Origin of the sequence: Fictibacillus nanhaiensis (assembly GCF_019801215.1) — a bacterium.
Lineage (GTDB): Bacteria > Bacillota > Bacilli > Bacillales > Fictibacillaceae > Fictibacillus > Fictibacillus nanhaiensis_C.
Genome location: NZ_JAHVJO010000002.1, coordinates 767,235 through 792,707, shown reverse-complemented (window position 1 = coordinate 792,707; position 25,473 = coordinate 767,235). Strand labels below are relative to the sequence as shown.

23 protein-coding genes are annotated in these 25,473 nt (G+C 40.4%); 12 read left to right on the top strand and 11 right to left on the bottom strand.

The window, feature by feature from the left end:
* The first annotated feature begins 286 nt into the window (after positions 1–286).
* Both KUV80_RS12530 and KUV80_RS12525 read left to right on the top strand, forming a co-directional pair.
* Positions 287–1,099: a nucleotidyltransferase domain-containing protein gene (locus tag KUV80_RS12530; RefSeq protein WP_222463038.1), complete on the top strand. Its 813-nt coding sequence runs from the start codon at positions 287–289 to the stop codon at positions 1,097–1,099.
* Between the two features lie 34 nt (positions 1,100–1,133).
* A complete protein-coding gene (locus tag KUV80_RS12525) occupies positions 1,134–1,454 on the top strand; it encodes a hypothetical protein (RefSeq protein WP_222463037.1) in 321 nt (106 codons plus the stop codon).
* A 48-nt stretch (positions 1,455–1,502) separates the two neighbouring features.
* Here KUV80_RS12525 and KUV80_RS12520 read toward each other — a convergent pair whose 3' ends face one another.
* The 4 genes from KUV80_RS12520 to KUV80_RS12505 form a co-directional block, all read right to left on the bottom strand.
* Positions 1,503–3,161 (bottom strand): glycoside hydrolase family 13 protein, encoded by a 1,659-nt coding sequence (locus KUV80_RS12520; RefSeq protein ID WP_222463036.1) that lies wholly within the window; start codon positions 3,159–3,161, stop codon positions 1,503–1,505.
* 66 nt (positions 3,162–3,227) lie between these two features.
* Complete coding sequence (locus tag KUV80_RS12515; protein ID WP_222463035.1) at positions 3,228–4,031, bottom strand: endonuclease/exonuclease/phosphatase family protein; 804 nt, start codon at positions 4,029–4,031, stop codon at positions 3,228–3,230.
* A gap of 3 nt (positions 4,032–4,034) precedes the next feature.
* Positions 4,035–5,750, bottom strand: a complete 1,716-nt coding sequence (locus KUV80_RS12510; RefSeq protein ID WP_222463034.1) for a PTS transporter subunit IIBC — start codon at positions 5,748–5,750, stop codon at positions 4,035–4,037.
* Between the two features lie 285 nt (positions 5,751–6,035).
* Complete coding sequence (locus tag KUV80_RS12505; RefSeq protein WP_222463033.1) at positions 6,036–7,061, bottom strand: aldo/keto reductase; 1,026 nt, start codon at positions 7,059–7,061, stop codon at positions 6,036–6,038.
* A gap of 243 nt (positions 7,062–7,304) precedes the next feature.
* On the opposite strand from KUV80_RS12505, the gene KUV80_RS12500 reads away from it, so the two are divergent.
* The 6 genes from KUV80_RS12500 (at position 7,305) to KUV80_RS12475 (ending at position 15,875) form a co-directional block, all read left to right on the top strand.
* Entirely contained in the window at positions 7,305–8,612 is a 1,308-nt protein-coding gene (locus tag KUV80_RS12500) for a DUF2254 domain-containing protein (protein ID WP_222463032.1), read from the top strand.
* Positions 8,613–8,818: 206 nt separating this feature from the next.
* Positions 8,819–11,188, top strand: coding sequence for a M14 family zinc carboxypeptidase (locus tag KUV80_RS12495; protein WP_222463031.1), 2,370 nt, complete (start codon positions 8,819–8,821; stop codon positions 11,186–11,188).
* Between the two features lie 223 nt (positions 11,189–11,411).
* Complete coding sequence (locus KUV80_RS12490; RefSeq protein ID WP_222463164.1) at positions 11,412–11,909, top strand: PTS sugar transporter subunit IIA; 498 nt, start codon at positions 11,412–11,414, stop codon at positions 11,907–11,909.
* A 59-nt stretch (positions 11,910–11,968) separates the two neighbouring features.
* A complete protein-coding gene (locus tag KUV80_RS12485) occupies positions 11,969–12,922 on the top strand; it encodes an aminoimidazole riboside kinase (RefSeq protein ID WP_222463030.1) in 954 nt (317 codons plus the stop codon).
* Between the two features lie 339 nt (positions 12,923–13,261).
* Positions 13,262–14,644 carry a glycine--tRNA ligase gene (locus KUV80_RS12480; RefSeq protein ID WP_222463029.1) on the top strand — a complete coding sequence of 461 codons (1,383 nt, stop codon included), beginning with the start codon at positions 13,262–13,264 and terminating at the stop codon, positions 14,642–14,644.
* A gap of 127 nt (positions 14,645–14,771) precedes the next feature.
* A complete protein-coding gene (locus KUV80_RS12475; protein WP_222463028.1) occupies positions 14,772–15,875 on the top strand; it encodes a M24 family metallopeptidase in 1,104 nt (367 codons plus the stop codon).
* 276 nt (positions 15,876–16,151) lie between these two features.
* On the opposite strand, the gene KUV80_RS12470 is transcribed toward KUV80_RS12475, so the two are convergent.
* On the bottom strand, positions 16,152–16,634 hold the full coding sequence (locus KUV80_RS12470) for an 8-oxo-dGTP diphosphatase (RefSeq protein WP_222463027.1): 483 nt from the start codon (positions 16,632–16,634) through the stop codon (positions 16,152–16,154).
* A gap of 100 nt (positions 16,635–16,734) precedes the next feature.
* Here KUV80_RS12470 and KUV80_RS12465 point away from each other — a divergent pair, with 100 nt between their 5' ends.
* Complete coding sequence (locus tag KUV80_RS12465; protein ID WP_222463026.1) at positions 16,735–17,337, top strand: TetR/AcrR family transcriptional regulator; 603 nt, start codon at positions 16,735–16,737, stop codon at positions 17,335–17,337.
* Between the two features lie 216 nt (positions 17,338–17,553).
* Here the strand turns inward: KUV80_RS12465 and trhA are convergent, their stop codons facing one another.
* The gene (gene trhA, locus KUV80_RS12460; protein WP_222463025.1) at positions 17,554–18,192 is read right to left on the bottom strand and encodes a PAQR family membrane homeostasis protein TrhA; all 639 of its coding nucleotides are present in this window, start codon (positions 18,190–18,192) and stop codon (positions 17,554–17,556) included.
* A 157-nt stretch (positions 18,193–18,349) separates the two neighbouring features.
* Here trhA and KUV80_RS12455 point away from each other — a divergent pair, with 157 nt between their 5' ends.
* Positions 18,350–19,222: a GNAT family N-acetyltransferase gene (locus tag KUV80_RS12455; protein ID WP_222463024.1), complete on the top strand. Its 873-nt coding sequence runs from the start codon at positions 18,350–18,352 to the stop codon at positions 19,220–19,222.
* On the opposite strand, the gene KUV80_RS12450 is transcribed toward KUV80_RS12455, so the two are convergent.
* Positions 19,223–19,690: an NUDIX hydrolase gene (locus tag KUV80_RS12450; protein WP_222463023.1), complete on the bottom strand. Its 468-nt coding sequence runs from the start codon at positions 19,688–19,690 to the stop codon at positions 19,223–19,225.
* 100 nt (positions 19,691–19,790) lie between these two features.
* Between KUV80_RS12450 and KUV80_RS12445 the strand changes: the two genes are divergently transcribed.
* Complete coding sequence (locus KUV80_RS12445; protein WP_222463022.1) at positions 19,791–20,756, top strand: YbgA family protein; 966 nt, start codon at positions 19,791–19,793, stop codon at positions 20,754–20,756.
* Here the strand turns inward: KUV80_RS12445 and KUV80_RS12440 are convergent.
* Together KUV80_RS12440 and KUV80_RS12435 are read right to left on the bottom strand one after the other, a co-directional pair.
* The gene (locus KUV80_RS12440; RefSeq protein ID WP_222463021.1) at positions 20,733–21,677 is read right to left on the bottom strand and encodes an AEC family transporter; all 945 of its coding nucleotides are present in this window, start codon (positions 21,675–21,677) and stop codon (positions 20,733–20,735) included. The two genes, KUV80_RS12445 and KUV80_RS12440, sit on opposite strands and share 24 nt — an antisense overlap.
* Positions 21,678–21,808: 131 nt before the next feature.
* A complete protein-coding gene (locus KUV80_RS12435) occupies positions 21,809–22,639 on the bottom strand; it encodes a glycerophosphodiester phosphodiesterase (protein WP_338083493.1) in 831 nt (276 codons plus the stop codon).
* Between the two features lie 244 nt (positions 22,640–22,883).
* Here KUV80_RS12435 and KUV80_RS12430 point away from each other — a divergent pair, with 244 nt between their 5' ends.
* Entirely contained in the window at positions 22,884–23,855 is a 972-nt protein-coding gene (locus tag KUV80_RS12430) for an HD domain-containing protein (RefSeq protein WP_222463019.1), read from the top strand.
* On the opposite strand, the gene KUV80_RS12425 is transcribed toward KUV80_RS12430, so the two are convergent.
* Together KUV80_RS12425 and KUV80_RS12420 are read right to left on the bottom strand one after the other, a co-directional pair.
* Positions 23,852–24,550, bottom strand: a complete 699-nt coding sequence (locus KUV80_RS12425; protein ID WP_222463018.1) for a queuosine precursor transporter — start codon at positions 24,548–24,550, stop codon at positions 23,852–23,854. The genes KUV80_RS12430 and KUV80_RS12425 overlap by 4 nt on opposite strands.
* Positions 24,551–24,772: 222 nt before the next feature.
* Positions 24,773–25,441: a DUF4352 domain-containing protein gene (locus tag KUV80_RS12420; protein ID WP_222463017.1), complete on the bottom strand. Its 669-nt coding sequence runs from the start codon at positions 25,439–25,441 to the stop codon at positions 24,773–24,775.
* Positions 25,442–25,473 lie beyond the last annotated feature (32 nt).

The window sequence follows — 25,473 nt, the reverse complement described above, 5'->3', positions numbered from 1 at the left end:
TTTATTAGGCTTGGCCTGTTGTTTTTAAATCATCCGATATCACCCACACGTAGTGGATGCTTTGTATACTGAAAAAAAGGGTAAAACCGCCTCGTCAGTACGAGTTGGTTTTACCCTTTATTGTAGTTTGTATCTATAAATTTTCGGTGACATCACACGACCCATTTTTTCGTAAAGCTTTCAATGCGCTCCATTGCTGCGGGTATTTTTTATCCATAAAAAGGAATTTGGTGGATTCCCTGTAGAATAAAAACAATATGTTTTTTTTCATGGGGGTTATAAAAAGTTGAATGGAACTAGGGATTATCAGTTACCTGAAGATGTTGAGGAATTTTTAGAAATTTATAAGGAGCTATTACTAGAGGTACTTCCTTCAGAACGAATTAAAGGAATCTATGTATACGGTTCTCTTGCACTTGGTGCATTTGATCCCAATTCGAGTGACCTTGATTTTGTTACGGTAATCAACGGACGAATAGGGAAGAAGACGGAAGATCTATTAAATTTGGTTCATTTACGATGCAACGCACATCAGTTTGGTCCAAGGCTGGATGGCTGTTATATCACGCCAGGACAAGTTGGAATGGTTTACCCTGATCTAGAGGAGTATCCTTTCTTTACAGAAGGAAAGATGCATCGAGGTTTTCATGATCTAAATGACCTAACGTGGTGGATGTTAAAAACGAAAGGGATTACTGTATATGGAGAGCCCTTTTCTGTTTTACCTTTAGAGGTACGATGGACAGATGCAGAAAAGACCATGAATGAGTATTTGAATACCTATTGGAACGAAAAAGTAGAGCGGGACATGTGTTTCTTTTATGATGATTGGATAGAGTTTGGTGTGGTTATGTTATGCAGGATTCTTTTGTCCTTCACATACAAAAATATATTCAGCAAAAAGGAAGCTATCGCAAAAGCAAAGCCACTGGTGCCATCTCTTTTTCATCCGATTTTATTGGAAGGCTTGCGAATCAAAACAAACCCTGAATCTGAGTCGTACTACCATTCAAAAGCGGTTCGCAAGGAGGATATGAAGCGGTTTGTGAAATATATCATCACCTATTGCAAAGAAACGTTTCAGCTGCAAAAGGTGTGATGAATTTAAATATAGAATGACCAGGGGGATAACTGTGAAGAAAGACTTACATTGCGAAAAATGTTTAATGCCGATAGAGTGTAGAGATGATCTAGTGACCGTTTGGGCGTTTTTTAAGATACGCCCTTATCATGAAGCCTGTTATGCTCATTCCCTAAAAGGAGCTGCAACGCTTTTTGTAGGGAACACACCGATAAACGGTTTTTCAGGAAATGTTACAGCGATTGCTGCATTCCTATTCATGTGGATCCCATTGTTTACAGACTTAACATTAGGTATAACAGTAATAGGATCTTTAGTTGTTCTTACTCGAATGTATTCTTTTATCCGGTTTGAGAAAAAAATGCCACTATAAAAAAAACGTGCCTTTCCATCTAAGGAAAGCACGTTTTTTGAATGATGCCTAAACGCGGTATACGCGAGCTTCGTAAGGCTGTAATGTAATTTGCGTAACATCATCATGTGATGCAACATCTTCGTTCGAAAGCAACAGGCTCTCTCTGTTTAAAGCGAATGTTGATGTAAACTCAGCCTTTGTTTTAGAAAGGTTTGTGATGACGATCACTCTTTCTTCTCCTAGCGTACGTGTGTAGGCATAGATTTGTTTATCGTCTGCACACAATAAATCATACGTTCCATACGTGAAGATGTCGTTTTCTTTCTTTAAAGCGATCATCTTCTTATAGAAGTTAAGGATTGAATTTTCGTCTTGTTTCTGTTTCTCGACGTTAATTTCTGTATAGTTCGGGTTCACTTTCATCCAAGGTGTTCCGTCTGTAAAACCTGCGTTTACTTCGCTGTTCCATTGCATCGGTGTACGGCTGTTGTCACGAGAAGATGCCCAAATGACAGCCATGATGTCATCGTGTGACACGCCTTCTTCGCGTTTGATGCGGTACATGTTTTTAACAGCTACATCATCATAGTCGGAAATAGAGTCAAACTGCACGTTCGTCATGCCAATTTCCTGTCCTTGATAGATAAACGGAGTACCTTGCATGAGGAAGTACATTGCTCCCATGCTTGTTGCACTTTGATACCAATACTCTTTGTCATTGCCCCAAGTGGAAACGACACGAGGTTTGTCATGATTCTCAATGAAAAGAGCGTTCCATCCTTCTTTTTCAAGGCCTTTTTGCCAGCGTGTTAACACTTTCTTCAATTCAACGATATCCAAGTCTGGATTTGTTTCTGCATCCCAAAGCCCTAAGTGTTCGAATTGAAAAATCATATCCATCTTACCTTGTTCTTTTCCTACCCAAAGATCAGCTTCATCGATTTTTACACCGTTCGCTTCACCGACCGTCATAACATCATAGTTGGCATACGTACGGTCTTTAAACTCTTGCAGGAACGTGTGGATGCCCTTTTGGTTCATGTGCATATCAAAGGAAGATACGTATTTTTCATTCTTCGGATTCGGCATATCAGGAAATCCTGGACGTTTTTTAATGTGACTGATGGCATCGATTCGGAAACCGTCGATCCCTTTATCTAGCCACCAATTTACCGTATCGTAAAGAGCTTCCCGTACTTCTGGGTTTTCCCAGTTTACGTCAGGCTGTTTTGTTGAAAAAACATGTAGGTAATATTGGTCTGTCGTTTCGTCATACTCCCAAGCAGAACCAGAGAAGATGCTTTCCCAGTTGTTTGGTTCTTTTCCGTTTTTTCCGTCTCTCCAAATGTACCAGTCACGCTTTGCGTTGTACTTTGAAGAACGGGATTCAATGAACCATTGGTGCTCATCGCTTGTATGATTGAGAACAAGGTCGATAATCAGCTTCATTCCGCGTTTATGGACTTCGTTTAAAAGAGCATTAAAATCTTCCATTGTTCCGAAGTCTTCCATAATATCTTGATAGTCGGAAATGTCATAACCGTTATCATCATTCGGCGACTTGTACATCGGACAGATCCAAATCACATCGATACCTAAATCTTTAATGTAATCGAGGCGCTGAATAATACCTTGCAGATCACCGATTCCGTCTCCATTTGAATCCTGGAAGCTGCGAGGGTAAATTTGATAGCCAACGGCTTCTTTCCACCAAACTTTTTCCATAATGTTACCTCCATTATCTCTTTACAACAGGGGAGGGGATACCGTATAACGGCTCCCCATAGTCTGTTAGTTTTCTAAATCTATTATCGTTGTAACCCCAGCATGATCTGACACAACGGGTGTTTCTTTTCCGTTAAAACGAACATATGAACTTTGTACGTTCAGCGGTTTGTTGCTTAAAATGTAATCGATTCTACGCCCTTCTTCAGCGTGGTTTTGATTCCAGCCTGCAATGGCGCCTTTTATTGTAAAACCGTCATCTTTCTTAACGGCCATGTTATACGTATCGAAAAATCCGTTCGCTCTGACATAGTCGTAGCCTTCATCCCGAACGTTAGCATCGTTATTCAAATCGCCCATTAAAAAGGACAATCCGTTTGCCGGAATATGTTTTATAAAACGATCAAATTGCTCTTTAAACGGTGCTGCTTCATCATCCCACCATCCAAAATGACCGGAGAAAAAATGAAGTTCTTTTTCAAAATAGGTGATAGTAGTGCCAACCAATTTACGTGTTTTCCAGTTGTTCATATCCTGTAACGGGGTCACGAAGAAACTCTTGCTGGACGTAATCGGATGCCTGCTTAAGACGGCAAGTCCTTCTTCGTAGGTTACAAAACCGTAATGTGCCATATCCCAAACAAAGTCATAATCGTTAACGCCAAGTTCTTGCAGCAGTTGGATTAAAACCAGTGCGTAATTATCTTGTTTGATGTTGCCTTTTACGACAGGAGATTCGATCGACTGCATGACTTCCTGTAAGGCGATTACGTCATATCGTTCGCTTGCGATATCTTGAGCAAGTGATTGAAGTTTCTCCATCTGATTTTCTTCTTGCCAACCATGGACATTTAACGTTAATAGTTTCATTGATTACAGCTCCAAACGATCCTGAATATCAGATTTTAAAACGTCTGCTTTTGGCCCGTAAATCGCTTGAACTCCTTTGTCTTTAAGGATCAGCCCAAGTGCGCCGTTTATTTTCCAATCTTTTTCCTCTGCAACTCGTGTTGTGTCTTTTACCGTTACACGAAGGCGTGTCATACAGGCGTCAACGTCTTCAATGTTATCTGCTCCACCTAGAAGACCAATGATTGCAGAAGCTTGAGAGTTATCTGATCCAGCTGCCGCTTCACGTTTAGCAGTCGAACCAGAGTCTGCCTCAGTTGTTTCGATATAGTTGCCCGCACGCCCTGGAGTAGGCAGGTTGAACTTTTTAATCAGCACATAAAAGATGGAGAAGTTTATTCCAAAGAATACGATACACGTAAATGCAAAGTTGATTAAATCGCGTGTAAGCCCTGCTTTTACGAGTAAAGGTGTACGTGTTAAGAGTTCAATAAAACCAAATGCGTGAACGCGTACGTTGATTAGATCTGCCACAGCAAACGCAAGACCTGTTGTGAGTGCATACACCACATAAAGAAGAGGTGCAGCAAACATGAACATAAACTCGATCGGCTCTGTTACACCTGTTAAAAATACAGCGAGTGCAGCAGAGAAGAACATGGATTTATATTTTGTGCGTTTATCTTTATCAACGTTCAAATACATGGCAAGAGCAATCGCCACTAATGAAGCGGTAGAGAGGACAACTTGTCCCATTTTAAAACGGGCAGGTACTACATCATTTAAAAGTGCTTGATATGCCTTCGTGTCACCCGCAGCTAAGAAGTTGTTCAGATCATTGATCCATGCAAGCCACAATGGATCTTGTCCGGCAACAGATGATCCTGCACCCGAACCAGTCATGATCTGGTACGTACCTCCAAGCTCTGTATAGTTAATCGGCACCGTTAACATGTGATGAAGACCGAACGGCAGCAATAGTCGCTCTAATGTTCCAAAAACAAATGGTGCGATAACTGGAGCGGTATTGCGTGATGTTGCGATCCAGCGTCCAAAGTCATTTAATCCTGCTTGAATGAACGGCCAAACGATAGCAAGAATTAAAGCCGTAATCACTGACCATAAAATAACGGCAAAAGGTACAAAACGTTTTCCGTTAAAGAAAGCTAACGCATTAGGAAGCTTGTTGTAGTTATAATACTTGTTAAAAAGAACGGCACCTAAGAAGCCGGAAATAATACCGATAAATACACCCATGTTTAGAGCGGGTGCTCCTAGAACAGAAGTGAAGTAATCTCTTACGATTAACTCGCTGCCGAAAAGGGACTTTACGTTTGCATCTTCTTCTAACATCATGCCGCTGTTTACACCAAAAATAGCTCCTGTAATACGGTTGATGAGAATAAAAGCGATAACAGCTGCAAATGCACCGCCAGCACGTTCTTTTGCCCACGAACCACCAATGGCTACAGCGAACAAGATGTGCAAGTTCGTAATGATGGCCCAACCAATGTCTTCCATGACCCGGGCAAGCGCTTGCACGAATGTGATGTCGTCAGCCGACATGGCAATAACTTTACCTAATGATATCATCAAACCAGCTGCTGGCATGACCGCTACTACGACAAGAAGCGCTTTACCAAGCTTTTGCCAGAAATCAAACGAAATGAGTTTTCCACGTTGTTTCAAAACGATTTCCTCCTTAAGTATATCTCTTTTGTTGTATTTTTGAAATCGCATTCATAAGAATGTGAGTGTAAAGTGTGAAACGCTTACAATTTGTATATGCAAGTCGGTGCAATCGTTTGCATAAGTGATTGTAAAATAAAACGGTTACATTTACAAGCTAAATTATCTAAAAAAAATTAAAGTTTGTTCGGATGTAGGTATATTTTGGACTTTGGACGTTTTATGCTCGCCTTGAGGGTTTTATGCTCGACCTACGAGGTTTTATGCTCGCTATAAGGACTTTTGTGCTCGTCTAGGAAATTATATGCTCGCTTAAAAAAATGAATAAAGCAGGCACTAACTTTTGTGTGCCTGCTTCAGTAATTTCATGACAGAAAGGTTTTTCTTCACAGTTTCGACCCTCTTCATTCCGATCATCGTAGAAAGAATGCGAGGAGTGTTAAGAACAAAGGTGAATAGTTGATCAGCAGTCCATTGCTTTTCGTTCTGTAACCTTCCACAATCAAAAGGCGCGCTCGTCGTCACATAGATTTCCAGTTCTTCTGCAGCTTCAAACAAAGTGCGCCATTTATCATTCACCCGCTGATTTTTGTCGGTTAAGGCGATTTGGTTTTTGTAATGAAAAGGCGTCTGTATAAACCGGCAGTGATGAGAGGGTCCAGCCACTTTTCTTGCGGTTTCGATGACGCGCTCGAGTGAAATATATCCTCGTACATGGGGATTTTCAGTAAAAGCTGACCAAACGGCCAGACCATAAAATCGGATTGCACCCTGCTCTACTTGTTCTTCGTAAAAACAAAATAAAGCCTCTAATGCTTGATAAAACGTTTCTTCTCCAAGAACTTGCATGGAGATTTCCGGGTTATGCAGGTAGTGGATATCAATCGTATCAAGTTGGAGATGATTTAAACTCTGCTGGATGGCAAACTCATAATACGATGGCTTTAACACATGCTTATGATGACCGACGATTTGAAGGTCATGTTCTTGTAGAATCCCAGTATGCAATAGTTTATCTTTTAAGTAGTTTTCAGGACGGAGCTGAAGATCAATATCTCCGGGAATAATTCCCGCCTTTGTCGAAACCACGATTTCTTCTCTTTTTAGCTTTTTTTCATGCTGAATAAGCTTGCATAAAACAGCCCCAACATCTCTTTCAGATCGCATCCCGCGGTAGTTGAGCGCCGTATCTATAAAGTTGATTCCATTACATAAAGCAAATGCTATGGATTCTTGGTATAAAGACGAATCTGTTGTGTCCATTTCCCCTAAGTGCGTTCCGATAGCGATTCGTGACACATGAAACCATGGTGTAGTTTGCGGATAGTGAAGTGTAGATTCTTTATTGGCATATCCCTTCATCTTTTCTTCCTTTCACACCATTTTGTTATCCATATTATAACATTTTTTTGTGCTACGTGGAATGATTGAAACTAACGCGGATAAATGAAAAATAACAGGAATTCATCATCTTAGCGTGGATATATCCCCAAATAACGTGGAATGATTAAAATTCTTAAACTTGAATTCAGCCTAACCTTGTTACAAACCTCCCATTTTGGGGAAGATGAAGAGTAGTAAAATAGTAGGTGGTGAGAGAAGTTAATGATTTTAAAGATGTTGCTTAAGATGAGGCAGAATATATGGGTGATACCGAGTATTTATAGCGTTGTTTCGGTCATATTGGCATTCATCACCATCTATATTGATTCAAGTGTGGATGTTGAAAGAAATTCTCTTATAACGAAACTTCTCTTTACTGAGATTGATCTTGCTCAAACGATATTAGTTTCAATTGCTCCTTCTTTATTAACGATGACAACTTTTACATTCTCAATCATAATGGTAGTTTTGACGACATATTCTTCACAATACTCTCCTCGGACATTGCCTACCTTTATGACAGATCGGATAACGATGAGGATTCTCGTCTTTTTTATGGGAAGCTTTATCTATTCTGTCATCACGCTGCTGTTTATGAAGAACTCTATCTCAGAGCCATATGTAGTATCTGCAACGATATGCATCATGCTCGCTATCATCTGTCTTGCTTTTTTCGCTTTTTTTATTCACCATGTCGGTACGTTTATACAAGTTAGTAAACTGGTGGAGCGATTAACGAGTGAAGGGCTAGAAGTACTTGATGAACTAGACGAGATGGAGAGTCATAAAAGGATGCGCATTGAGGATTATACTTTTGCTCAGTCGCACTGTAATGGAAATACGATAATTACGAACAAACATGGCTATCTTCAGCTGATCGATCATGAAGGGTTGACCGAATGTGCTGAAAAAAACCAGCTGAAAATTGATATTCTATGTCAAACTGGAGATTTTTTAACTCAGGATCAACCTGTGATGATGGTGTTTTCAGACAAAGAGGTAATAAATGATGAGTTAAAAGAATATTTACTTTCCTATATGACGTTCGGCAGGGAAAGAAGTGTTTTTCAGGATATTGGCTTTAGTACGCAAAAATTGGTGGAAATTGCTTTGCGGGCAATATCACCAGGGATTAATGACCCAAACACGGCTAACCAGTGCATATTAAATATTGGACGGGTGCTCGCTAAAGCGGGCGAAAAGAAGGACGGCTATATGGTGTTTTTTGATTCTGAAAATGAGCCGAGACTAACAGTTCCTAAACATGCATTCAAAGAAGTCGTCTATCATACTTTTTATCAAATTCGCCATTATGGCAAAGAAGACATCTCAGTAATTCTAACGATTTATGATGCGCTAACCATCACGGCTAGATATGCCCTTGCTGAAAATAAAAAAATAGTATGGGATTTTGAAAAATACGTTGAACAGGGTATCCAAAAAGAGGTACTGCAACAGCTTGATCTGGAGTATATAGCGAAAAGAAAACATGAATTGGCCAAACTGACAGGCAATGCTCATAAAAAATAGCAAACCTCGTATCAACGAGGTTTTTTTGTGTACATAGAACTATGCTTTTGTTCTCATTTTTATCCTTTTTCTAAAAATGAAAAGGCTTTCATGGTGAAACATGGAATATCAGTTGGAGTAATGTGCAAACGAATGAAAATATAATTGAATAAATATTCACCATTAAGTATAATTACTCTCATGATGAGGAAGGGGAGAACAAAAGAATGAAAAAACAATGGATGGCTGGGCTTTTGAGTGTGAGTTTACTAGCTTCAACTCCGTATGCAGTTATAGCAGAAGCACCACCAAAACAGTGGGAAAATGTAAATGTGAGTGAAGAGGCAGATGGAAGTCCTTTTAACTCTGAGCATTATGATTTTGTAAAATACTCAAAAATGGGGGAAAAGCTTAAACAGATTGATAAAGAAAGTAAGCGTGTTTCTTTAGAAATCACAGGTAAATCTGCAGATGGCTATCCTTTATATGTGATTACCATTTCAAATCCTGAAGACAAAGGAAAGTATGGACATTACAAGAAGCTGCGTAAGCAAATGATTAAAAATCCAGAGAAAGCGCAAGAATGGGTTGCTAAAAATTCGGATTTTAAAGTACCTGTTATGATAAATGGCTCTATTCATGGTACGGAATACATAGGTTCAGATGCAGTTCTTCAGCTGATCGAACGATTTGCTTTTGAGAACGATGAAACAACAAAGAACATTCTTGCTAGTAATATATTAATCTTTAACGTGGTAGCAAACCCCGATGGCAGAGTAGACGGGACACGTTTTAACAGTGAAGGCATTGATTTGAACCGTGACTTTATTACGCAGTCACAACCTGAAACACAACAAACGGTGGATCTTATTACAGAGTGGAATCCGATGGTGTTCTTGGACCTTCACGGATATGTAAATTGGATCGATGGTAAGCCGGGATTGATCGAGCCTTGTACGCCACCACATAATCCGAATTATGAATATGATCTGTTTTCTAAGTGGGCTCTCGATCAGGCGGAAGCAATGGAGGCAGAGATCGTAGAAAATAAGGCAGAATACGAGAGTGAAACGTATCGAACGATGACAGGGTCGTACATCCCTCAGCGTGATGATAGTGCGGGCTGGGATGATTATCCGCCAATCTTCACACCGATGTATGCCATGTATCATGGTGCTTACGGATATACGCTCGAAGCACCGACGAACAGCTGGGATGGCGTGAAATGGGCTAACGATGCCGTGATGGGTGCATTAAAGTTTTCAACAAAAAATAAGCAAGGGATGCTGACAGATCAGATTGAGATCTTCAAACGAGGTATTAACTTTGATCATCCTTATCATAAAGAAGGATTTTTTCCGAATGCCTATGTACTTCCAGTAGACAAAAAAGATCCTACCGTTACGGAGAAAGCCGTAAATCATCTTCTTACGAACGACATCTCGGTTGAAAAAGCGAGTAAGTCTTTCCAAGCAAACGGGGTGACATATCCTGAAGGTACTTACATTGTCCAGATGGATCAAGCGAAAGCTGGGCTTGCGAACACGATGCTTTGGAATGGTGAAGACATTACGAATGACACGCCTGCGATGTATGATATTTCAGCATGGAGCTTGCCGGAGCTTTGGGGCTTTGAGGCGAATGAAGTGAAGTCAGAACTAAATGTTAAAACCACAAAGGTAAAAAAAGCGGACTTTGAAGGCTCTTTGAACGGAAAAGGACCTTACGTGATTAAGAACAGCTCAGTGAAAGCTGTGAGTCTAGTAAATGGATTGCTGCAAGCGGGAACAGATGTTTATAAGGGGAATGATGGAAACTTCTATGTGGAGAACGTGACGGGGAAAAATAAGGCGCTTGTAAAGAATTCAGGGGTTATACTTGAAACGAGCGTTATTCCCTCTCAGAAGAAAAAATTATCAGAAATGAAAGTAGCGATTTTGAAAGATGGAGGCATTAATAAAGCACAAACGCATGCCGGCACTAAGCTTGCTCTTCGTCGTTTAGGTTTTTCTGTAACTGAAGTGACGCCAAAAGAAGTAGCCGAGCACGGCCTAACTGGATTTGATGCTTTTATTTACAGCGGAACCGATCTAATGCTGCAATATGAGAAAATGAGAGAAGCGAACAAGCCTTTTGTTCTTGGCAGCAAAGAAGCATACGACCAATTCAAGACGAATGTTCAAGCGTATGTAGAGAATGGCGGTAAATATATTTCTATTGGTGCAGGCGGTGCTAAAGCATCCAGCATGCTGGGTCTAACAAATGTGAAAGTGAATACCGGCGGCTCTGACAGCAACGGGATTGTAGAAGTTTCGTATGAAGAAGATGAGCTGAGCAAAGGGTATAAGGACAACGACTTAGGATTTGTGTACAAGCCGGTTTGGTTTACGGAACTGGGTAAAGCTAAAACTGTAGCGTTATTTAATACAGGTGACTTTTTTGTTGCGGGACACTGGAAAGGGTATGAACAAGCTTCAGGAAAAGCGGTCATTGTTGAAGAAACAGATAAAGATGTAACGCTGATCGGACTAGAAGCTGGTTTCCGAGACCATACAGACTATTTATTCCGTTTGTTATCAAATGCCCTTTATCAATAAGCCATATCATTTTAATTGACATTAGAGTTGGGGTTGCCTTACTTTTATAGGGAAAGTTTGACCTGCAAACATGATGAAAAAGACCGAAAGAACATCGAGACATGACTATCTTGTTTGTTCTTTGGTCTTCTTTTATATCTTTATATCGCTATGAAAAATGTTTTAAAGCGGTTGGACAGGTGAAAAGTATAAAGGTAAGTTTACTGAAAGGTGAGTGGAAATGATGTTTAATAAATTATTTGGAAAAAAAGAAGTACAAAAAGAAGAAACGCTTGTAGCTCCTTTAACAGGAAAAATTGTGTCCATAGAAGAAGTGCCAGATCCAACATTTGCAGAGAAGATGATGGGTGACGGTATTGCAATAGAACCAACAGAAGGAGTCGTCGTTTCACCCGTAAATGGCGAAATTGTTCAGTTCTTCCACACGAAGCATGCCATTGGCATCCAATCCGAGTCAGGAGCAGAAATCTTGATTCACGTTGGACTGGAGACAGTGAGTATGGATGGAGAAGGCTTTGAAGGGTTTGTGAAGGTAGGAGATAAAGTAAAGGCAGGAGACAAACTGTTAAGCTTCGATCTTGATCTAATCAAAGAAAAGGCGGCAAGTACGATTACGCCGATTGTGATTACGAACGGTGAAGCTTTAGAATCTATGGACAAGCGTGCTGCTTCAGAAGCAACAAAAGGGGAAACTTCACTATTGCAGATTAAAATGAAATAAGTGATAAAATCAGGCTGACGCTGCCTAAAAAGTTTCCATATTGAAAGGGAGAGGCAATGATGAAAAAGGGAGTTATTTCTCTAGGAGAAGCACTCGTTGATTTTATCCCGACAGATAATAGCAATGCCTTTTATCAAAAAAGTCCTGGTGGGGCTCCGGCTAATGTGGCAGTGGGGCTTGCCCGTTTAGGAACGAAATCTGCGTTTTTAGGTAAAGTTGGGGACGATGTTTTAGGAAACTTTATGATTGATACCTTGAAAAGCTATGGAGTGAACGCGTTTCATGTGTATAAAACCGACAACGTTCGAACGGGTGCCGTCTTTGTGACATTGGCCGAAAACGGTGAACGCACCTTTGATTTTTATATTAATCCGAGTGCTGACCGATTTTTAGAAGAAAAAGATATTCAGCCAAGTTTATTCAAGGAACATAAAATCCTCCATTTTGGCTCGATATCCTTAATAGGCGAGCCATCAAAAAGCGCTACCGAAAAAGCAGTAAGACTGGCAAAAGAAAATGGTATGTGGATCTCGTATGACCCCAACTTGCGTTTATCACTGTGGAAAACGGCTCTGCACGCACGAGAAACCATCATCTCGATGCTGCCTCATGCTGATATTGTAAAGATTTCAGAAGAAGAGCTTGAATTTATAACTGGGTTAAAAAAGGTTGAGGAAGGGATCAAAGTTCTTCAGCAATACAATATTCCGCTTCTCTTTATCACACTAGGAGATGACGGAAGCTATGTTGTGACAGAAGAAGGAGGAGAGCATATCCCTGCAAAAGCGGTTGAGGCTGTTGATACAACTGGAGCAGGTGATGCTTATGTGTCTGGAATCTTGCACGGATTAAACGAATACAATGGTACACTTCAAGATGTTTCTCTTGAACAAGCATGTAAGATGGCTGAGTTCGCGAGCATTTCAGGAGGGCTTGCTGCCTCTGTAAAAGGAGCGATGACGGCTCTCCCGACTTTGGATCAAGTTCAACAAGAGCTTGCACCAAAAACGTAACCCGCACATACAATATGAAAATTCTTTGACTAACGATTTTGTTTTTTGGTAATATTACTTTATTATAAAAGATATTACGCAACCATGAAGGATGAATAGTAGCTAATCTGACACTCTTTAGAAGCGAGCCGGGGGCGGTGAAAGCCTGGCAGGAGACATTAGTGAAACGGCAATCCGGAGTTGCTTTTGAAAAAGAGGATTCGTACATACGGATCAACTAGGGTGGAACCGCGGGAGCTATAACTCTCGTCCCTGGGCTTTATGCCTTGGGACGGGAGTTTTTTATTTTTTAAAAGATTCCCATCCATTAAGGCAAACTCAAAAATGGGAGGAATTAAAATGACAAAAAACATGGAAACCATCACAAATCATGCGAAACATCGCGGTTTTGTATTCCCGGGATCTGAAATTTACGGAGGTCTAGCAAACACGTGGGATTACGGTCCGCTTGGTGTTGAACTGAAGAACAACGTAAAAAAAGCGTGGTGGAAAAAGTTTGTACAAGAATCACCATACAATGTTGGACTTGATGCAGCCATTCTAATGAACCCTCGTACGTGGGAAGCATCTGGTCATATCGGCAACTTCAACGATCCGATGATGGATTGCAAAAACTGTAAAGCGCGTCACCGTGCTGATAAGCTGATTGAAGATGCAGCGGATCAAGCAGGAAAAGAAATTATCGTTGATGGTCTTCCGTTCGAAAAGATGGAAGAACTCGTAAAAGAGTACAATATTGCTTGTCCTGAATGTGGAAGCCATGACTTTACGAGCATCCGCCAATTTAACTTAATGTTTAAAACCCACCAAGGGGTAACTGAATCCAGCTCGAACGAAATCTATATGCGTCCAGAGACTGCTCAAGGGATTTTCGTTAACTTTAAAAACGTTCAGCGTACGATGCGTAAGAAATTGCCGTTTGGTATCGCGCAGGTTGGTAAGAGCTTCCGTAATGAAATCACACCAGGTAACTTCACATTCCGTACGCGTGAGTTCGAACAGATGGAGCTTGAGTTCTTCTGTAAGCCAGGTGAAGAGATGACATGGTTCAACCATTGGAAAGATACAGCGGAGAACTGGCTGAAATCTCTTGGCATGACGGAAGAAAACCTTCGTCTTCGTGACCATAATGAAGATGAGCTTTCTCACTATTCAAATGCAACAACGGACTTTGAATACAAATTTCCGTTTGGCTGGGGTGAGCTTTGGGGTGTAGCATCTCGAACTGATTTTGACTTAAAGAGACACATGGAATTCTCTGGTGAAGACTTTAACTATATCGACCAAGAAACGAACGAGCGCTATATTCCTTATTGCATCGAGCCATCACTAGGTGCTGACCGAGTGACATTGGCATTCTTAATCGATGCTTATGAAGATGAAGAGCTTGAGGATGGAACGACAAGAACGGTGATGCACTTGCATCCAGCACTTGCTCCTTATAAAGCAGCAATCCTGCCTTTGTCGAAAAAACTTTCTGAAGAAGCAACTGACGTGTTCAGCTCACTCGCAAGAGACTTTATGGTGGACTATGACGAAACAGGGTCAATCGGTAAACGTTACCGCCGTCAGGATGAGATCGGTACACCGTTCTGTATCACGTACGACTTTGATTCTAAAGAAGACGGCATGGTTACCGTGCGTGACCGTGACACGATGGAACAAACACGTGTGAAGATTTCTGATTTGAAGAAGTTCATCGAAGAAAAAGTACAATTTTAAACCATATAAAAGGGCACACATTTGCGATAAGCGGTGTGTGCTCCTGTTTTTTTGCAACCGTTTCTTTTACAATGGACATAGAGACACATATTTTCGGCCGTCATCGGCTTTTATAGGAGGAATACATATGAACGAAGGACGTATTCAAAAGGTAAAAGATTGGTTAAAGGAAAAGGGACATGCATTCGCGTTTATTCATACGACGGCAAACGTTTTCTATTTGTCTGGACTGTTCACAGATCCCCATGAGCGTGTACTTGGAGTCTTTGTATTACCAGAAGGAGAGCCTTTCATGATCTGTCCAGGGATGGAACGCACTCAAGCTAAAGCGGCAGGCTGGACATACGATATTGTAGGTTATAGTGATTCTGAGGATCCATGGGACAAAGTACAAGAAAAATTAGACATGCAAGGTGTAGTGATTGCTTCATCGTTTGCTGTCGAAAAGGAATCACTTCCATATGCGCGTGGAGAGAAGCTTCAACACATGTTCCATGACGCAAATATAGTGGCTGCTGAAGAATATTTAAACGAACTTCGACTGATTAAAGAAGAAAGCGAACTGGAAACATTGAAAGAAGCAGCCAAGCTTGCGGATTATGGTGTTGAAGTCGGTGTAGCAGCCCTTCACGAGGGCGTAACGGAGATGGAAGTTCTTGCGAAAATCGAGTACGAGCTAAAGAAAAAAGGAATCAGCCAGATGTCGTTCTCCACGATGGTCCTTTTTGGTGAAAAAGCGGGACAGCCCCATGGTAAGCCTGGCTTAAGGAAGCTTCAGCACGGAGATCTGGTACTGTTCGACCTTGGCGTTGTTTTGGATGGCTATTGTTCTGACATTACGAGAACGGTTGCGTTTGGCGATTTAGACGAAAAGCGACGTGAAATCTATGAAACGGTATTACAAGCACAGTTAAAGGCACTTGAAGCATCTAAGCCAGGTACGCGCATCGGTGACCTTGATGTAATCGCGCGTAATCACATCACGGAAGCGGGCTATGGTGATTACTTCCCGCACAGAATCGGTCATGGCTTGGGGATTGATGTGCATGAGTTCCCGTCGATGAGTGATAACAACGATGGCGTGCTGCGTGAAGGCATGACATACACGATTGAGCCAGGCATCTATATCGATGACCTTGGCGGCGTACGAATCGAGGACGATGTCGTTGTAACCGCAGATGGATACGAAACATTGACGAAATACCCTAAGAACCTGCAGATTATTAAGTAAAATGATTGAAATAAGGAGGGATGACTCTTGATTGAGTCATCCTTTCCTATTTTAGGGGGTGTGAAAGAGGTGAATGGCTTGTCTGGAAGAGAGGTTTGGTGCTGAGAAGGGTGGGATCTACAGGTTTAGGCCGTGAATCCAAAAGTTTTGGCGGTGAATCCACAAATTTAGGGTGCGAATCCAAAAGTTTTGGTCGTGAATCCAAAAATTTTAGGCAGATATCCACGAGTTTACAAACTTCGACAAAACACGACAACAACACTATGTGTACCTTACTCAAGTTTTTCTTATCTTAACTTCAACCTCCTCATCTTTATCACCATCCCAGACTCTCTGTACTTCAAATGTGCCTTCTTCAAAGAAAAGAGGTAATCTTTCTTTAAACCAATTCTGCATTGGAAGATTCAATGCTTCATTGATTGACACCCACACAAGCTCCCCTTCTGGAGGATCTGTTAAAAGTTCACCTTGAAACGTATTTGTCCAATAGTTAAACACCATGTATCTTACATTCTTTTGAGGATTTACGTATTCATCTATGCCTTTAAATATTAGGTTAGAAACGGTTAACCCCGTTTCTTCCGCTACCTCTCTAATCGCTCCCTCTACTAAGCTTTCGGGAAAATCTACTTTTCCTCCGGGAGCCAGGTAACCTGGGAAACCACGGTCATCAGGACGGTTGATAAGCAACACATAGTCATTTTGCTGAATCATGCACATCGTGAAGATTGAGTGTTCGATAAACTCAGGATTTTTCATGTCATATACCTCGAAAAAAATTGATTTACTTATTTTAACATATTACGTATAATAATGATTGATTAACCAATCATTCGTATTGGAGTAAGGAGATACTATTGTGCCTTTATCAGATAAACAAGTAAAAACGATGGAACAGAAGCGAGAAAAGATTCTTCAGCAAGCAATTATTTTATTTGCCCAACAAGGTTATGAAAGTACGACAATTGCAAAAGTGGCAAAAGCTTCTGGTGTAAGTTTCGGGAGTGTATTTACGTACTTTGAAAACAAAGATCAGTTGTTTTACCATGCTGTAACAGAGCCCTTAGAAACAAAATATAGAACAACATTGTTAGATTTTGATCCCGAAGCAGAGGACATATTAGCTGAAATTAAAAGTATGATAGACAAACATATTCGTACCTTTATTGAAATGCACACGTATCTGCAGTTAGTTGTACAAGTAATTGGACAGCATACTAAATTTCCAGAACCGTTTAAAATTCTTGATGATTTTAGCCTAGAGTTTATTCTAAAACTTCAACAAATCATTAGGAATGGTCAAAAAAGTGGCGTTTTAGAAGAATCAGATGAAGATTTAACAGCGACAGCTTACATGGGGTTTTTATTAGGGATTCGATTAACCTTCACGGACTATGCCGTGTCTCGTATTTGGGAGCAGCTTAAGATACCTGCTTTTCAATTGTTATATCCGAAACGCTAAAAAAGTGTTTCGGTTTACTTTTACAATATAAACGATTGATTAATCAATCTTAGTTGTGGTTTTAAGCTTGTGACCGCAAAATTATGTAAACGATATCATGATCGAAAGTTAGATAGCCATGTGCGAACCACGCGAATGGTCAGGCGAGAACAGAGTGAAATTCAAGAATCTGCATAAAAAAAGAGCAGAGAAATTCTCTGCTCTTCACCGATTTTATTAAGAGGGCAACACGTAAAACATCATAAGAAAATGTACGACGCTTCCTGCTAAAACGAACAGATGCCATACTGCATGGTGAAAAGGAAAACTGCGCCACACATAAAAGATGCTCCCGAGCGTATAAATGATCCCGCCTGCAACGAGTAATTGTATTCCTGCTGGAGGCATGTTCGCTGAGATGTCTTGAAAAGCAAACGTGATCAGCCACCCCATGGCTACATATCCAAGGGTGGATAATACAACAAATTTTTTCGTGAAAAAGACTTTAAAGACGACTCCAAAAATAGCAAGTCCCCAAACAACACCAAACAATGTCCAGCCAAGCGCGCCTCCAACTACGATCAAAACAATCGGAGTATACGTACCAGCAATAAAGAGATAGATGGCTGCATGGTCCATGATTTCAAATATATCTTTTACGCGTCCTTTAGGAAAAGCATGCACGAGGGTTGAAGCCGTATAAAGGGCGAGCATCGTTCCTCCAAAAACGGCAAAGCTTACGATATGAACTGCTGTTCCTTTCCAAACTGCAAACACGAGAAGAATGGAAGTCACAGCTACACTTAGAAGGACACCAAGACCATGTGTGATGGCATTTGCAATTTCTTCGCGTTTCGTGAATACATGTGTACTCATTCCGTTCACCTTCCTTTACGTTATCGTAAGTATATCAGAAAACCACTTCCTTTAATCAAATAAAGAATTTAGATTTTGTGAAAAAGCAGGAATCATTCTGTAAGGATTGAAATATATAGGATTACAGACTTTAAAGATAAAGAGAGGGTCTATTGTCATGGAAATCACACGTTATGAGTCTATCTCTGCATTCTATGAAGAGGCAGAGTCATTTTTACTGGGTCAGGAAGACAGAGCAGGAATGATGATTTGGAATAGTTTAAGATTTAAAGACAAGAAGTGGGAAGAGGAAAAACCATTTCTCGCGACTGTTAAGAAGGATGGAGCGATTATGCTTGCGGCTATGCTTATTCCGCCGTACGCCTTACTGCTTCTTGAAAAAGATGAAGCGAATGGTGTAGCTGCTGTCCCAAGTTTAATTCACTATTTAATCAAAGAAAATTTTGCAATTCATAAAATCCTGTCACCTAAAGCTGTTGGAAAAGCTTTTGCTAAGAAGTGGTCGGCGGCCAATCAGTTAGAAGAAAAGGTGACGATGGATCTTCGTCTATATACACTCCAACATGTCATAAAGCCTGCGGCACGTCCCGGGAAATTACGTCACGCAACACAGGCTGATTTACACTTTTTGCCTCAATGGATTTTAAACATGACAGAAGAGACGAACCAGCTGATGACATATGGAGAAGCGGAAGAATATGCGAAGACCAGAATGGAAGATGGATTTCTTTTTATATGGGAGGAAAATGGCCGCCCCGTATCCATGGCAGCTAAAACGAGGCCGAACGTCAAAGGGGTCTCTGTGAATCTCGTTTATACACCTAAAGAGTTGCGTGGGAAGGGATATGCGAGTACATGTGTAGCTGCTTTAAGCGAATACCTTCTGCAAGAAGGATATGAATTTTGCACGTTGTATACCGATCTAGCTAATCCGACCTCCAATAAAATTTATCAAAAGATCGGGTATGCTCCTGTATGTGATTACATTGAACTGAAGTTTAACGAAAAACGAACAGACACTCCGGCATAATTACCGGAAAGCTCTGCTCGTTTCTTTTTGTTCAACAAAATAGTGTATGTACTTTTGAGCACCTTTTAACAGGCCATCTGGAAGCTTATCTAATGAAAAGTACCGAAATTCAAAAGATTCATCTTCATCTATTAACAGGTCGCCTTTCACTTCACTCGCGGTATATACAGCGGTTACAGCAAACAATTCATCCCCATTTGGTGTTTGTATATAGTGGTCTTTACCTGAATAAACATAGAGCTGCGTTAAGCCGTCAATTTCTAGTCCAGTTTCCTCTTTCACCTCGCGCACTGCGGTTTCTTCAAAACTTTCGCCATGTTCCATTAATCCCCCTGGGAGTCCCCAACCGCCATCTCTGCGGTGCTGCAGCAATATTTCTTCCTTTTCATTTTCAATGATGACAACGGATCCAGGTAAAATGAGCGGTGCACTTCCTACATGCTTTCGTAATTCTTCATAATATGCCATGAAAACTCTCCTCTCGTTAACCAACATTTTACAGAAAAGATGATAACATTTCACGTAAAAGTGGAACAATGTTAAAAACGGTAATAAGGGAGTTGGAATTATGGGAGCTTATGCAAGACCAAAAGTTGTGGTTAGTAAGTGCCTGGAGTTCGATGCATGCCGGTATAACGGGGATGTTATCTATAATGATGTGATTAAAAAGCTGATGGAATATGTAGATTTTGTCCCTGTTTGTCCAGAGGTTGAGATTGGTCTTGGAACTCCGAGAGAAACCATTCGCATTGTAAAAAAAGAGGATCAGCATTTGTTAGTGCAGCCTTCCACGGGGAGAGACGTTACAAAGGAGATGCGATTATTTTCAGAAAGTTATCTAGCAGGCGTTCAGGACACGGATGGTTTTATTCTTAAAACGCGTTCTCCCTCATGCGGTTTAAAAGAAGTAAAAGTTTATGCTTCAACAGAAAAAGGTCCAGCTATTGGTCATGCGAGTGGATTGTTCGGCGGAAAGGTAGCAGAGCTCTTTTCGCATTTAGCGGTTGAGGAGGAAGGCCGTTTGAATAATTTCACGATACGAGACCGGTTTTATACAAAATTGTTCACGTTAGCTTCTTTTCGAAGAGTCATGCCTAATGGGTTAGAAGCGATTAAAGATTTTCACAGAAAAAATCAATACTTACTAATGGCTTACAGCAATCCGACATTAAAGGTCATGAACCGGATCTTAAGAAACATCGAAAAAAACGGGGAGGAAATGACGGTAAAGCTGTACGCAAAGTCGCTGAGCAAATTGTTTAACCGGACATCCAGAAACGATTCGAACCGGAATGTGGCAAAAGAAATCTTTAAAAAGTTCGAAATGAAATTGTCAGCTAAAGAGATTGCTTTTTTTGAAGAACTTCTCGATAAATATGCAGCTAAGAAAGAGGCGTTTTCCAGTATCACCACTTTGTTAAAATCTTACGCGATTCGTTTTGAAGAGCATGACGTCTTACAGCAAACATTTTTTGCCCCATATCCAGAGATTCTGCTCGAAATCTCAGACTCAGGCAAGGGCCGAGATTACTAGGAGAAGGCTGTAAAGAGCGGGTATTGTTAAACAGGAGAAAAAAGTGCTAAGTGCCACCCCTGCCGCCGCATATGAGGCGTCTTCTCCATACTTTTCTGCATACATGGAGATCGTTGGAGCTGAAGGCATCCCAGCGACTAAAACAGCAACGGCAAATAGGTGGAAGGGCAAAGAAAATAGAACAAACGGAACCAATAGAAGCGGAAACAAAATGAGTTTGTAAAAGGAAGCGAGCCATAAATGCCGATTTATCAATAAGGACGTTAGCTGATGAAGAGGTATTGTTCCTAAAAGAACCCCGATTAATAGCATAGAAAGAGGAACGGTTGGTTTCCCCGTCATCTCTAACGTATTGGATAATACGGTGGGCAAGGTACCCGGCAGAATCATTAAGATAAAACCAAACATTGTGGCAAGGACGCCTGAGTTGAAGAAAACGTTCTTCCACGGAATGGTTTTTGATACTCTCGCAAATAAATAGATGGCATACGTCCATATCATTAACAAATAGACAAAATTAAAGAGAGTGGCATAGAATATACCTTCTTTACCGAATAAAAGAAAGCATACGGCAATACCCAGGAAGCCTTGGTTTCCAAAGATCATGATTCCTTCTAACGCGTTTTTTTGGCTGGGCTGAGGCTTCAGTTTTTTAACCGTTTTAGAAGCAATAATGGAGGATGTGATCAACACAAAAGATGACATGAGAGAGAGCCAGCCGAACTGTTTAACATTTTCCATTGAAAACGGTACATCCATACCGAACAAAATCAGAGCAGGAAGTGTAACGTTTAAGATAAGGGCAGTAAGAACTTTTTCACTGCCAGGAGGAAGGATGTTTCTCTTTCGAAGGATGTACCCTAATAAAGCGATACTGTACAACAATAATAATTCCTGAATAAAAAGAATGAATGGTCCCATTTCCATAGCCTCCTTGTTAGTAAAGAGTATGGGTAAGAGACGTAATAGGTGAGAGATGTTTGAATGAATGTACTTACACAGTATAAAAAACAAAAAGTGCCGAAGCGTTTCTTACGCCTCGACACTTTTCTTTAGTCTTCTTTATGGGAAGGAACATAATCCGGATAGTCCGTAATAATCGCATCTACTTCAGCGTCAAGAAGCGGTTGTACTTCTTCTGGTTTGCGTACCGTCCATGCCATGATCCCCATATCCTGTTCATGTACTTTTTCTACAACCGACGAAGTAACAAGTGATTTGCTTGGATTAATATATTCTGCATAAGCGGAAAATTCCTCGAGCTTTGCTTCTGTAAGATCTGTTGCAAGATAGACCAAAAGACCAACAGGAACATTAGGCAGCAGCTTGTCCATTTTTTTCATTGATTCAAATTGAAATGACTGCACGATGATCTTATCATTATTAGGTTTATGCATATTTCTTTCTTTTAACGCTTCGGCTACTTTTTCTTCGATTCCAGGGTAATGGTAGGTAGCTTTTAGTTCGATAAGAATACCTGTTTTACCGCGGAATTCATCAAGTACTTCTTCAAGGGTTGGGACCTTTTCACCTGCGAATTCAGGAGAAAAATAACTGCCAGCATCCAGTTGGCGAATTTCTTCGAGTGTATGATTCTTTACATAACCTGTACCATTCGTTGTACGGTCTAACGTAACATCATGGATAACAACGAGTTCACCATCTTTTGTCTGTTGCACGTCAATTTCGATGTAATCTGCTTTCATATCAACACCTTTTTGAAAGGCTGCCATCGTATTTTCTGGTGCGTATCCTGATGCACCTCGGTGGGCTACAGTCTGCACCTGATCGGAATGATCATATGCTGTAATCGTATTTGTGAACATTGAACCTATGATTCCCATTGAAAGAAGTGAAGCAGTTGCCATCTTCTTGACGTTCATCAATTCCATCCCCTTTGCATGGTTATGTTTTTGTTTATCCTGCCTGCCTCATGCAACAGACAGGACTCACAACACCTATGCTAACAAAGGGGGTATTAAAAAGAATGGTCGAATATTCCCTACTATCATTAAGAAAAAAAGGTCTTATTCAGTAGAAAAATTAACATAATTGTCTTGTGTAAAGAGACCGTGAATAACATTTCTCCTATGTTAAGATAGTTGGTAAGGAAGAGGGTGTCGAAACGTGCTAGAAGATGAAATTTATGGGCCGGAGCCAGTGATCAATGAACTTATTCAATCAACACCTGTTCAGCGGTTAAAGGGTATTCATCAAGGGGGAGCGTCCTATTTGGTTAGAGCTGATTGGAACGTAACCCGCTATGAGCATTCTATAGGGGTTATGTGTTTGATTCAGAGACTTGGCGGTTCAGTGGAAGAACAGATCGCAGGACTATTGCATGATGTTTCTCATACTGCGTTTTCTCATGTTATTGACTTTGTATTAGGTAATGAATCTGAGGACTTTCATGAAGAAATTTTTGAAGAAACACTTGTGAATTCCAAAATTCCTTCTATTTTACAGAAGTACGGATATTCTCTGGAATCTATACTTAATGGGCAATTTTCTCTATTAGAACAGCCATTGCCGCTTCTTTGTGCAGATAGAATTGATTATACACTGAGAGATCTGTACCGGTATCAATACATAACAAAAGGTGAGGTAGATGCTTTTTTGCCAAGCCTTCGCGTAGTAGATAATGTGATTTGTATAAAGGATATACATCACGCAGAATGGTTTGTTCACACTTATTACAGAGAAGTGCAGGACTTTTTCATGGACCCTCTAAATGTATACGGGTACGATAAATTAATCACGCTGCTAAAAAAAGCATTGCAAGCGGGAGTAATTTCTAAGGAAGATTTCATGCTACAGGATGAAGAAGTTCTGGAAAAAATTAGAAGAGCTAATTTACCTGAGTTGGAAAACTATATTGAAGACATCATTTCACAAGTAAAACTTGAAGAAAATGATCAAGATTTTCATATTCATTTAAAAGGGAAACCGAGATTAATTGATCCATCTGTTATTTTTGAAGGAAATGTAATAGCTGCTTCTAATATTTCAAGCAAGATTCGTGAAGTGAATAAAAAAGCTGAAGCAAGAGCATTAAAAGGAAGCTACATAAAAGTGATAGAAAAAACCAGGCGTGTTTAAACGCCTGGTTTTGGAGTATCTTCAGGATGATTGAAACCTCTTGCAATATATATGAATGGTGTAGACGCAGCAGATACGACAAACTTAATCACATAGGTCGTAAAGAAAATTTGCAACCACACGTCCCATGAGAAAACTCCGGCAAATGCTATTGTACAAAAGATGAGCGTATCGATTAGCTGGCTAACCATCGTACTTCCATTGTTGCGAATCCATAATTGATCAGGTCTTGAAAATCGTTTCTTGATTTCCCCGAATAGCTTTACGTCAAGATACTGACTGACCAAGTACGCGGTTAAACTGCCTATTGCTAACCGTGGCAATAAGCCAAATAGTGCCTCGAGATGAGGATTGGCAAAATCACTTTCATGGGGTTCGAAAACAAGAACCATCTGCATAATAATCGTCGTCATCATTAACGTAAAAAAGCCGAACCATACCCCTTTTTTCGCCTCTTTTTCCCCGTACTTTTCATTTATCAGGTCTGTTGCTAAATAAATCGTACCGTAAATGACATTTCCAAGCGTCATTACTAGCCCGAACATCTCAATTGTTTTTACAACTTGCAGATTGGCTAAAATCGTTGCCGCGGCAATCCATGCGAACAACCCTGCCTTGCCAAACCACTTATAGCACATCAAGAAAAGAATAAAATTAACGAGTGCAAAACCTATTCCGAAATAAAAATTAAACATAATAAACAATTCCTCCTAGTTTTGATAACGCGGGAGTTTTCGAACCGCGAAACACATAGTTTCCCATTATACGTCATGTTAGGTGAATAATCCAGTTCGGTAGATAATAATCATATGATGAGATTTAAGAAACCATAAAATAAACTTTATCCAACCATTCGACAAAAATTTCCCGGGAAATAAAAACACCCCTGATGGGATGTTTAAAAGCAGTACAGCTAATTAAAATTCTATCTTAAACGAAAGTGAATCGGCAATCTTCTTTTTCTTGCTATCGATAACTTCACTTGATTTAAGCGTGATTTCCTTCAATTTCTCAGGGTCTGTCTCATCAATAATAAAACCTAAGCTTCCTACTTTTTCTTCCCCTGGCTTCAGATCACCATTTAAGTTTTCTAAATAAAAGTCTTCCTCCCAAGTAACGGTTTCCCCTTGGTTCGTTTTTAATTCAGAAACAGGAGCGAAATGAACGGTTTCTTTGCTTGTGTTTTTTAATACGACATTGACTCTTACGTAAGGAAATTCAACCTCGTGGTGTGTGAATCCATGGAAAAAGTCAATTAAGTCAACAGACGGCTTGTAATGTAGAACCTTAACATCTGCTATTTTTAGCGATAGAGGTCCTGTTTGTTTTTCTTCATTTACTTGTGCAATTTGTTTTAATGTTATAATCCCGTCAGCATCCTCAAATGTTTTATTCTTTTCCGTTAAATCGGAATCATCTGGAGCCTGAGGGCTGTCATCAAATCCTTTAACTTCTTCGTTTTTTGCGGATTCATTCGGCTCTTCTTGTTGTGTTTGTTTTTTTTCTTTGTTATCTGAAGAATCTGTAGAACAACCCGTAACAAGGGCTGCAGTTAACCCAAGAATGATCCATCCTTTAAAAAGCATGGAAGCACCTCCTAAAAGATAAGCATCCCGAG

Bases quoted from the DNA above. Each gene is read 5' to 3' on its own strand.
- KUV80_RS12500 (WP_222463032.1), top strand. From the start codon at position 7,305: ATGATTTTAAAGATGTTGCTTAAGATGAGGCAGAATATATGGGTGATA.
- KUV80_RS12510 (WP_222463034.1), bottom strand. From the start codon at position 5,750: ATGCGATTTCAAAAATACAACAAAAGAGATATACTTAAGGAGGAAATC.
- KUV80_RS12445 (WP_222463022.1), top strand. From the start codon at position 19,791: ATGGGAGCTTATGCAAGACCAAAAGTTGTGGTTAGTAAGTGCCTGGAG.
- KUV80_RS12440 (WP_222463021.1), bottom strand. From the start codon at position 21,677: ATGGGACCATTCATTCTTTTTATTCAGGAATTATTATTGTTGTACAGT.
- KUV80_RS12520 (WP_222463036.1), bottom strand. From the start codon at position 3,161: ATGGAAAAAGTTTGGTGGAAAGAAGCCGTTGGCTATCAAATTTACCCT.
- KUV80_RS12425 (WP_222463018.1), bottom strand. From the start codon at position 24,550: ATGTTTAATTTTTATTTCGGAATAGGTTTTGCACTCGTTAATTTTATT.
- KUV80_RS12485 (WP_222463030.1), top strand. From the start codon at position 11,969: ATGAAAAAGGGAGTTATTTCTCTAGGAGAAGCACTCGTTGATTTTATC.
- KUV80_RS12470 (WP_222463027.1), bottom strand. From the start codon at position 16,634: ATGAAAAATCCTGAGTTTATCGAACACTCAATCTTCACGATGTGCATG.
- KUV80_RS12455 (WP_222463024.1), top strand. From the start codon at position 18,350: ATGGAAATCACACGTTATGAGTCTATCTCTGCATTCTATGAAGAGGCA.
- KUV80_RS12505 (WP_222463033.1), bottom strand. From the start codon at position 7,061: ATGAAGGGATATGCCAATAAAGAATCTACACTTCACTATCCGCAAACT.
- KUV80_RS12420 (WP_222463017.1), bottom strand. From the start codon at position 25,441: ATGCTTTTTAAAGGATGGATCATTCTTGGGTTAACTGCAGCCCTTGTT.
- KUV80_RS12490 (WP_222463164.1), top strand. From the start codon at position 11,412: ATGTTTAATAAATTATTTGGAAAAAAAGAAGTACAAAAAGAAGAAACG.
- KUV80_RS12480 (WP_222463029.1), top strand. From the start codon at position 13,262: ATGACAAAAAACATGGAAACCATCACAAATCATGCGAAACATCGCGGT.
- KUV80_RS12515 (WP_222463035.1), bottom strand. From the start codon at position 4,031: ATGAAACTATTAACGTTAAATGTCCATGGTTGGCAAGAAGAAAATCAG.
- KUV80_RS12435 (WP_338083493.1), bottom strand. From the start codon at position 22,639: ATGAACGTCAAGAAGATGGCAACTGCTTCACTTCTTTCAATGGGAATC.
- trhA (WP_222463025.1), bottom strand. From the start codon at position 18,192: ATGAGTACACATGTATTCACGAAACGCGAAGAAATTGCAAATGCCATC.
- KUV80_RS12475 (WP_222463028.1), top strand. From the start codon at position 14,772: ATGAACGAAGGACGTATTCAAAAGGTAAAAGATTGGTTAAAGGAAAAG.
- KUV80_RS12495 (WP_222463031.1), top strand. From the start codon at position 8,819: ATGAAAAAACAATGGATGGCTGGGCTTTTGAGTGTGAGTTTACTAGCT.
- KUV80_RS12450 (WP_222463023.1), bottom strand. From the start codon at position 19,690: ATGGCATATTATGAAGAATTACGAAAGCATGTAGGAAGTGCACCGCTC.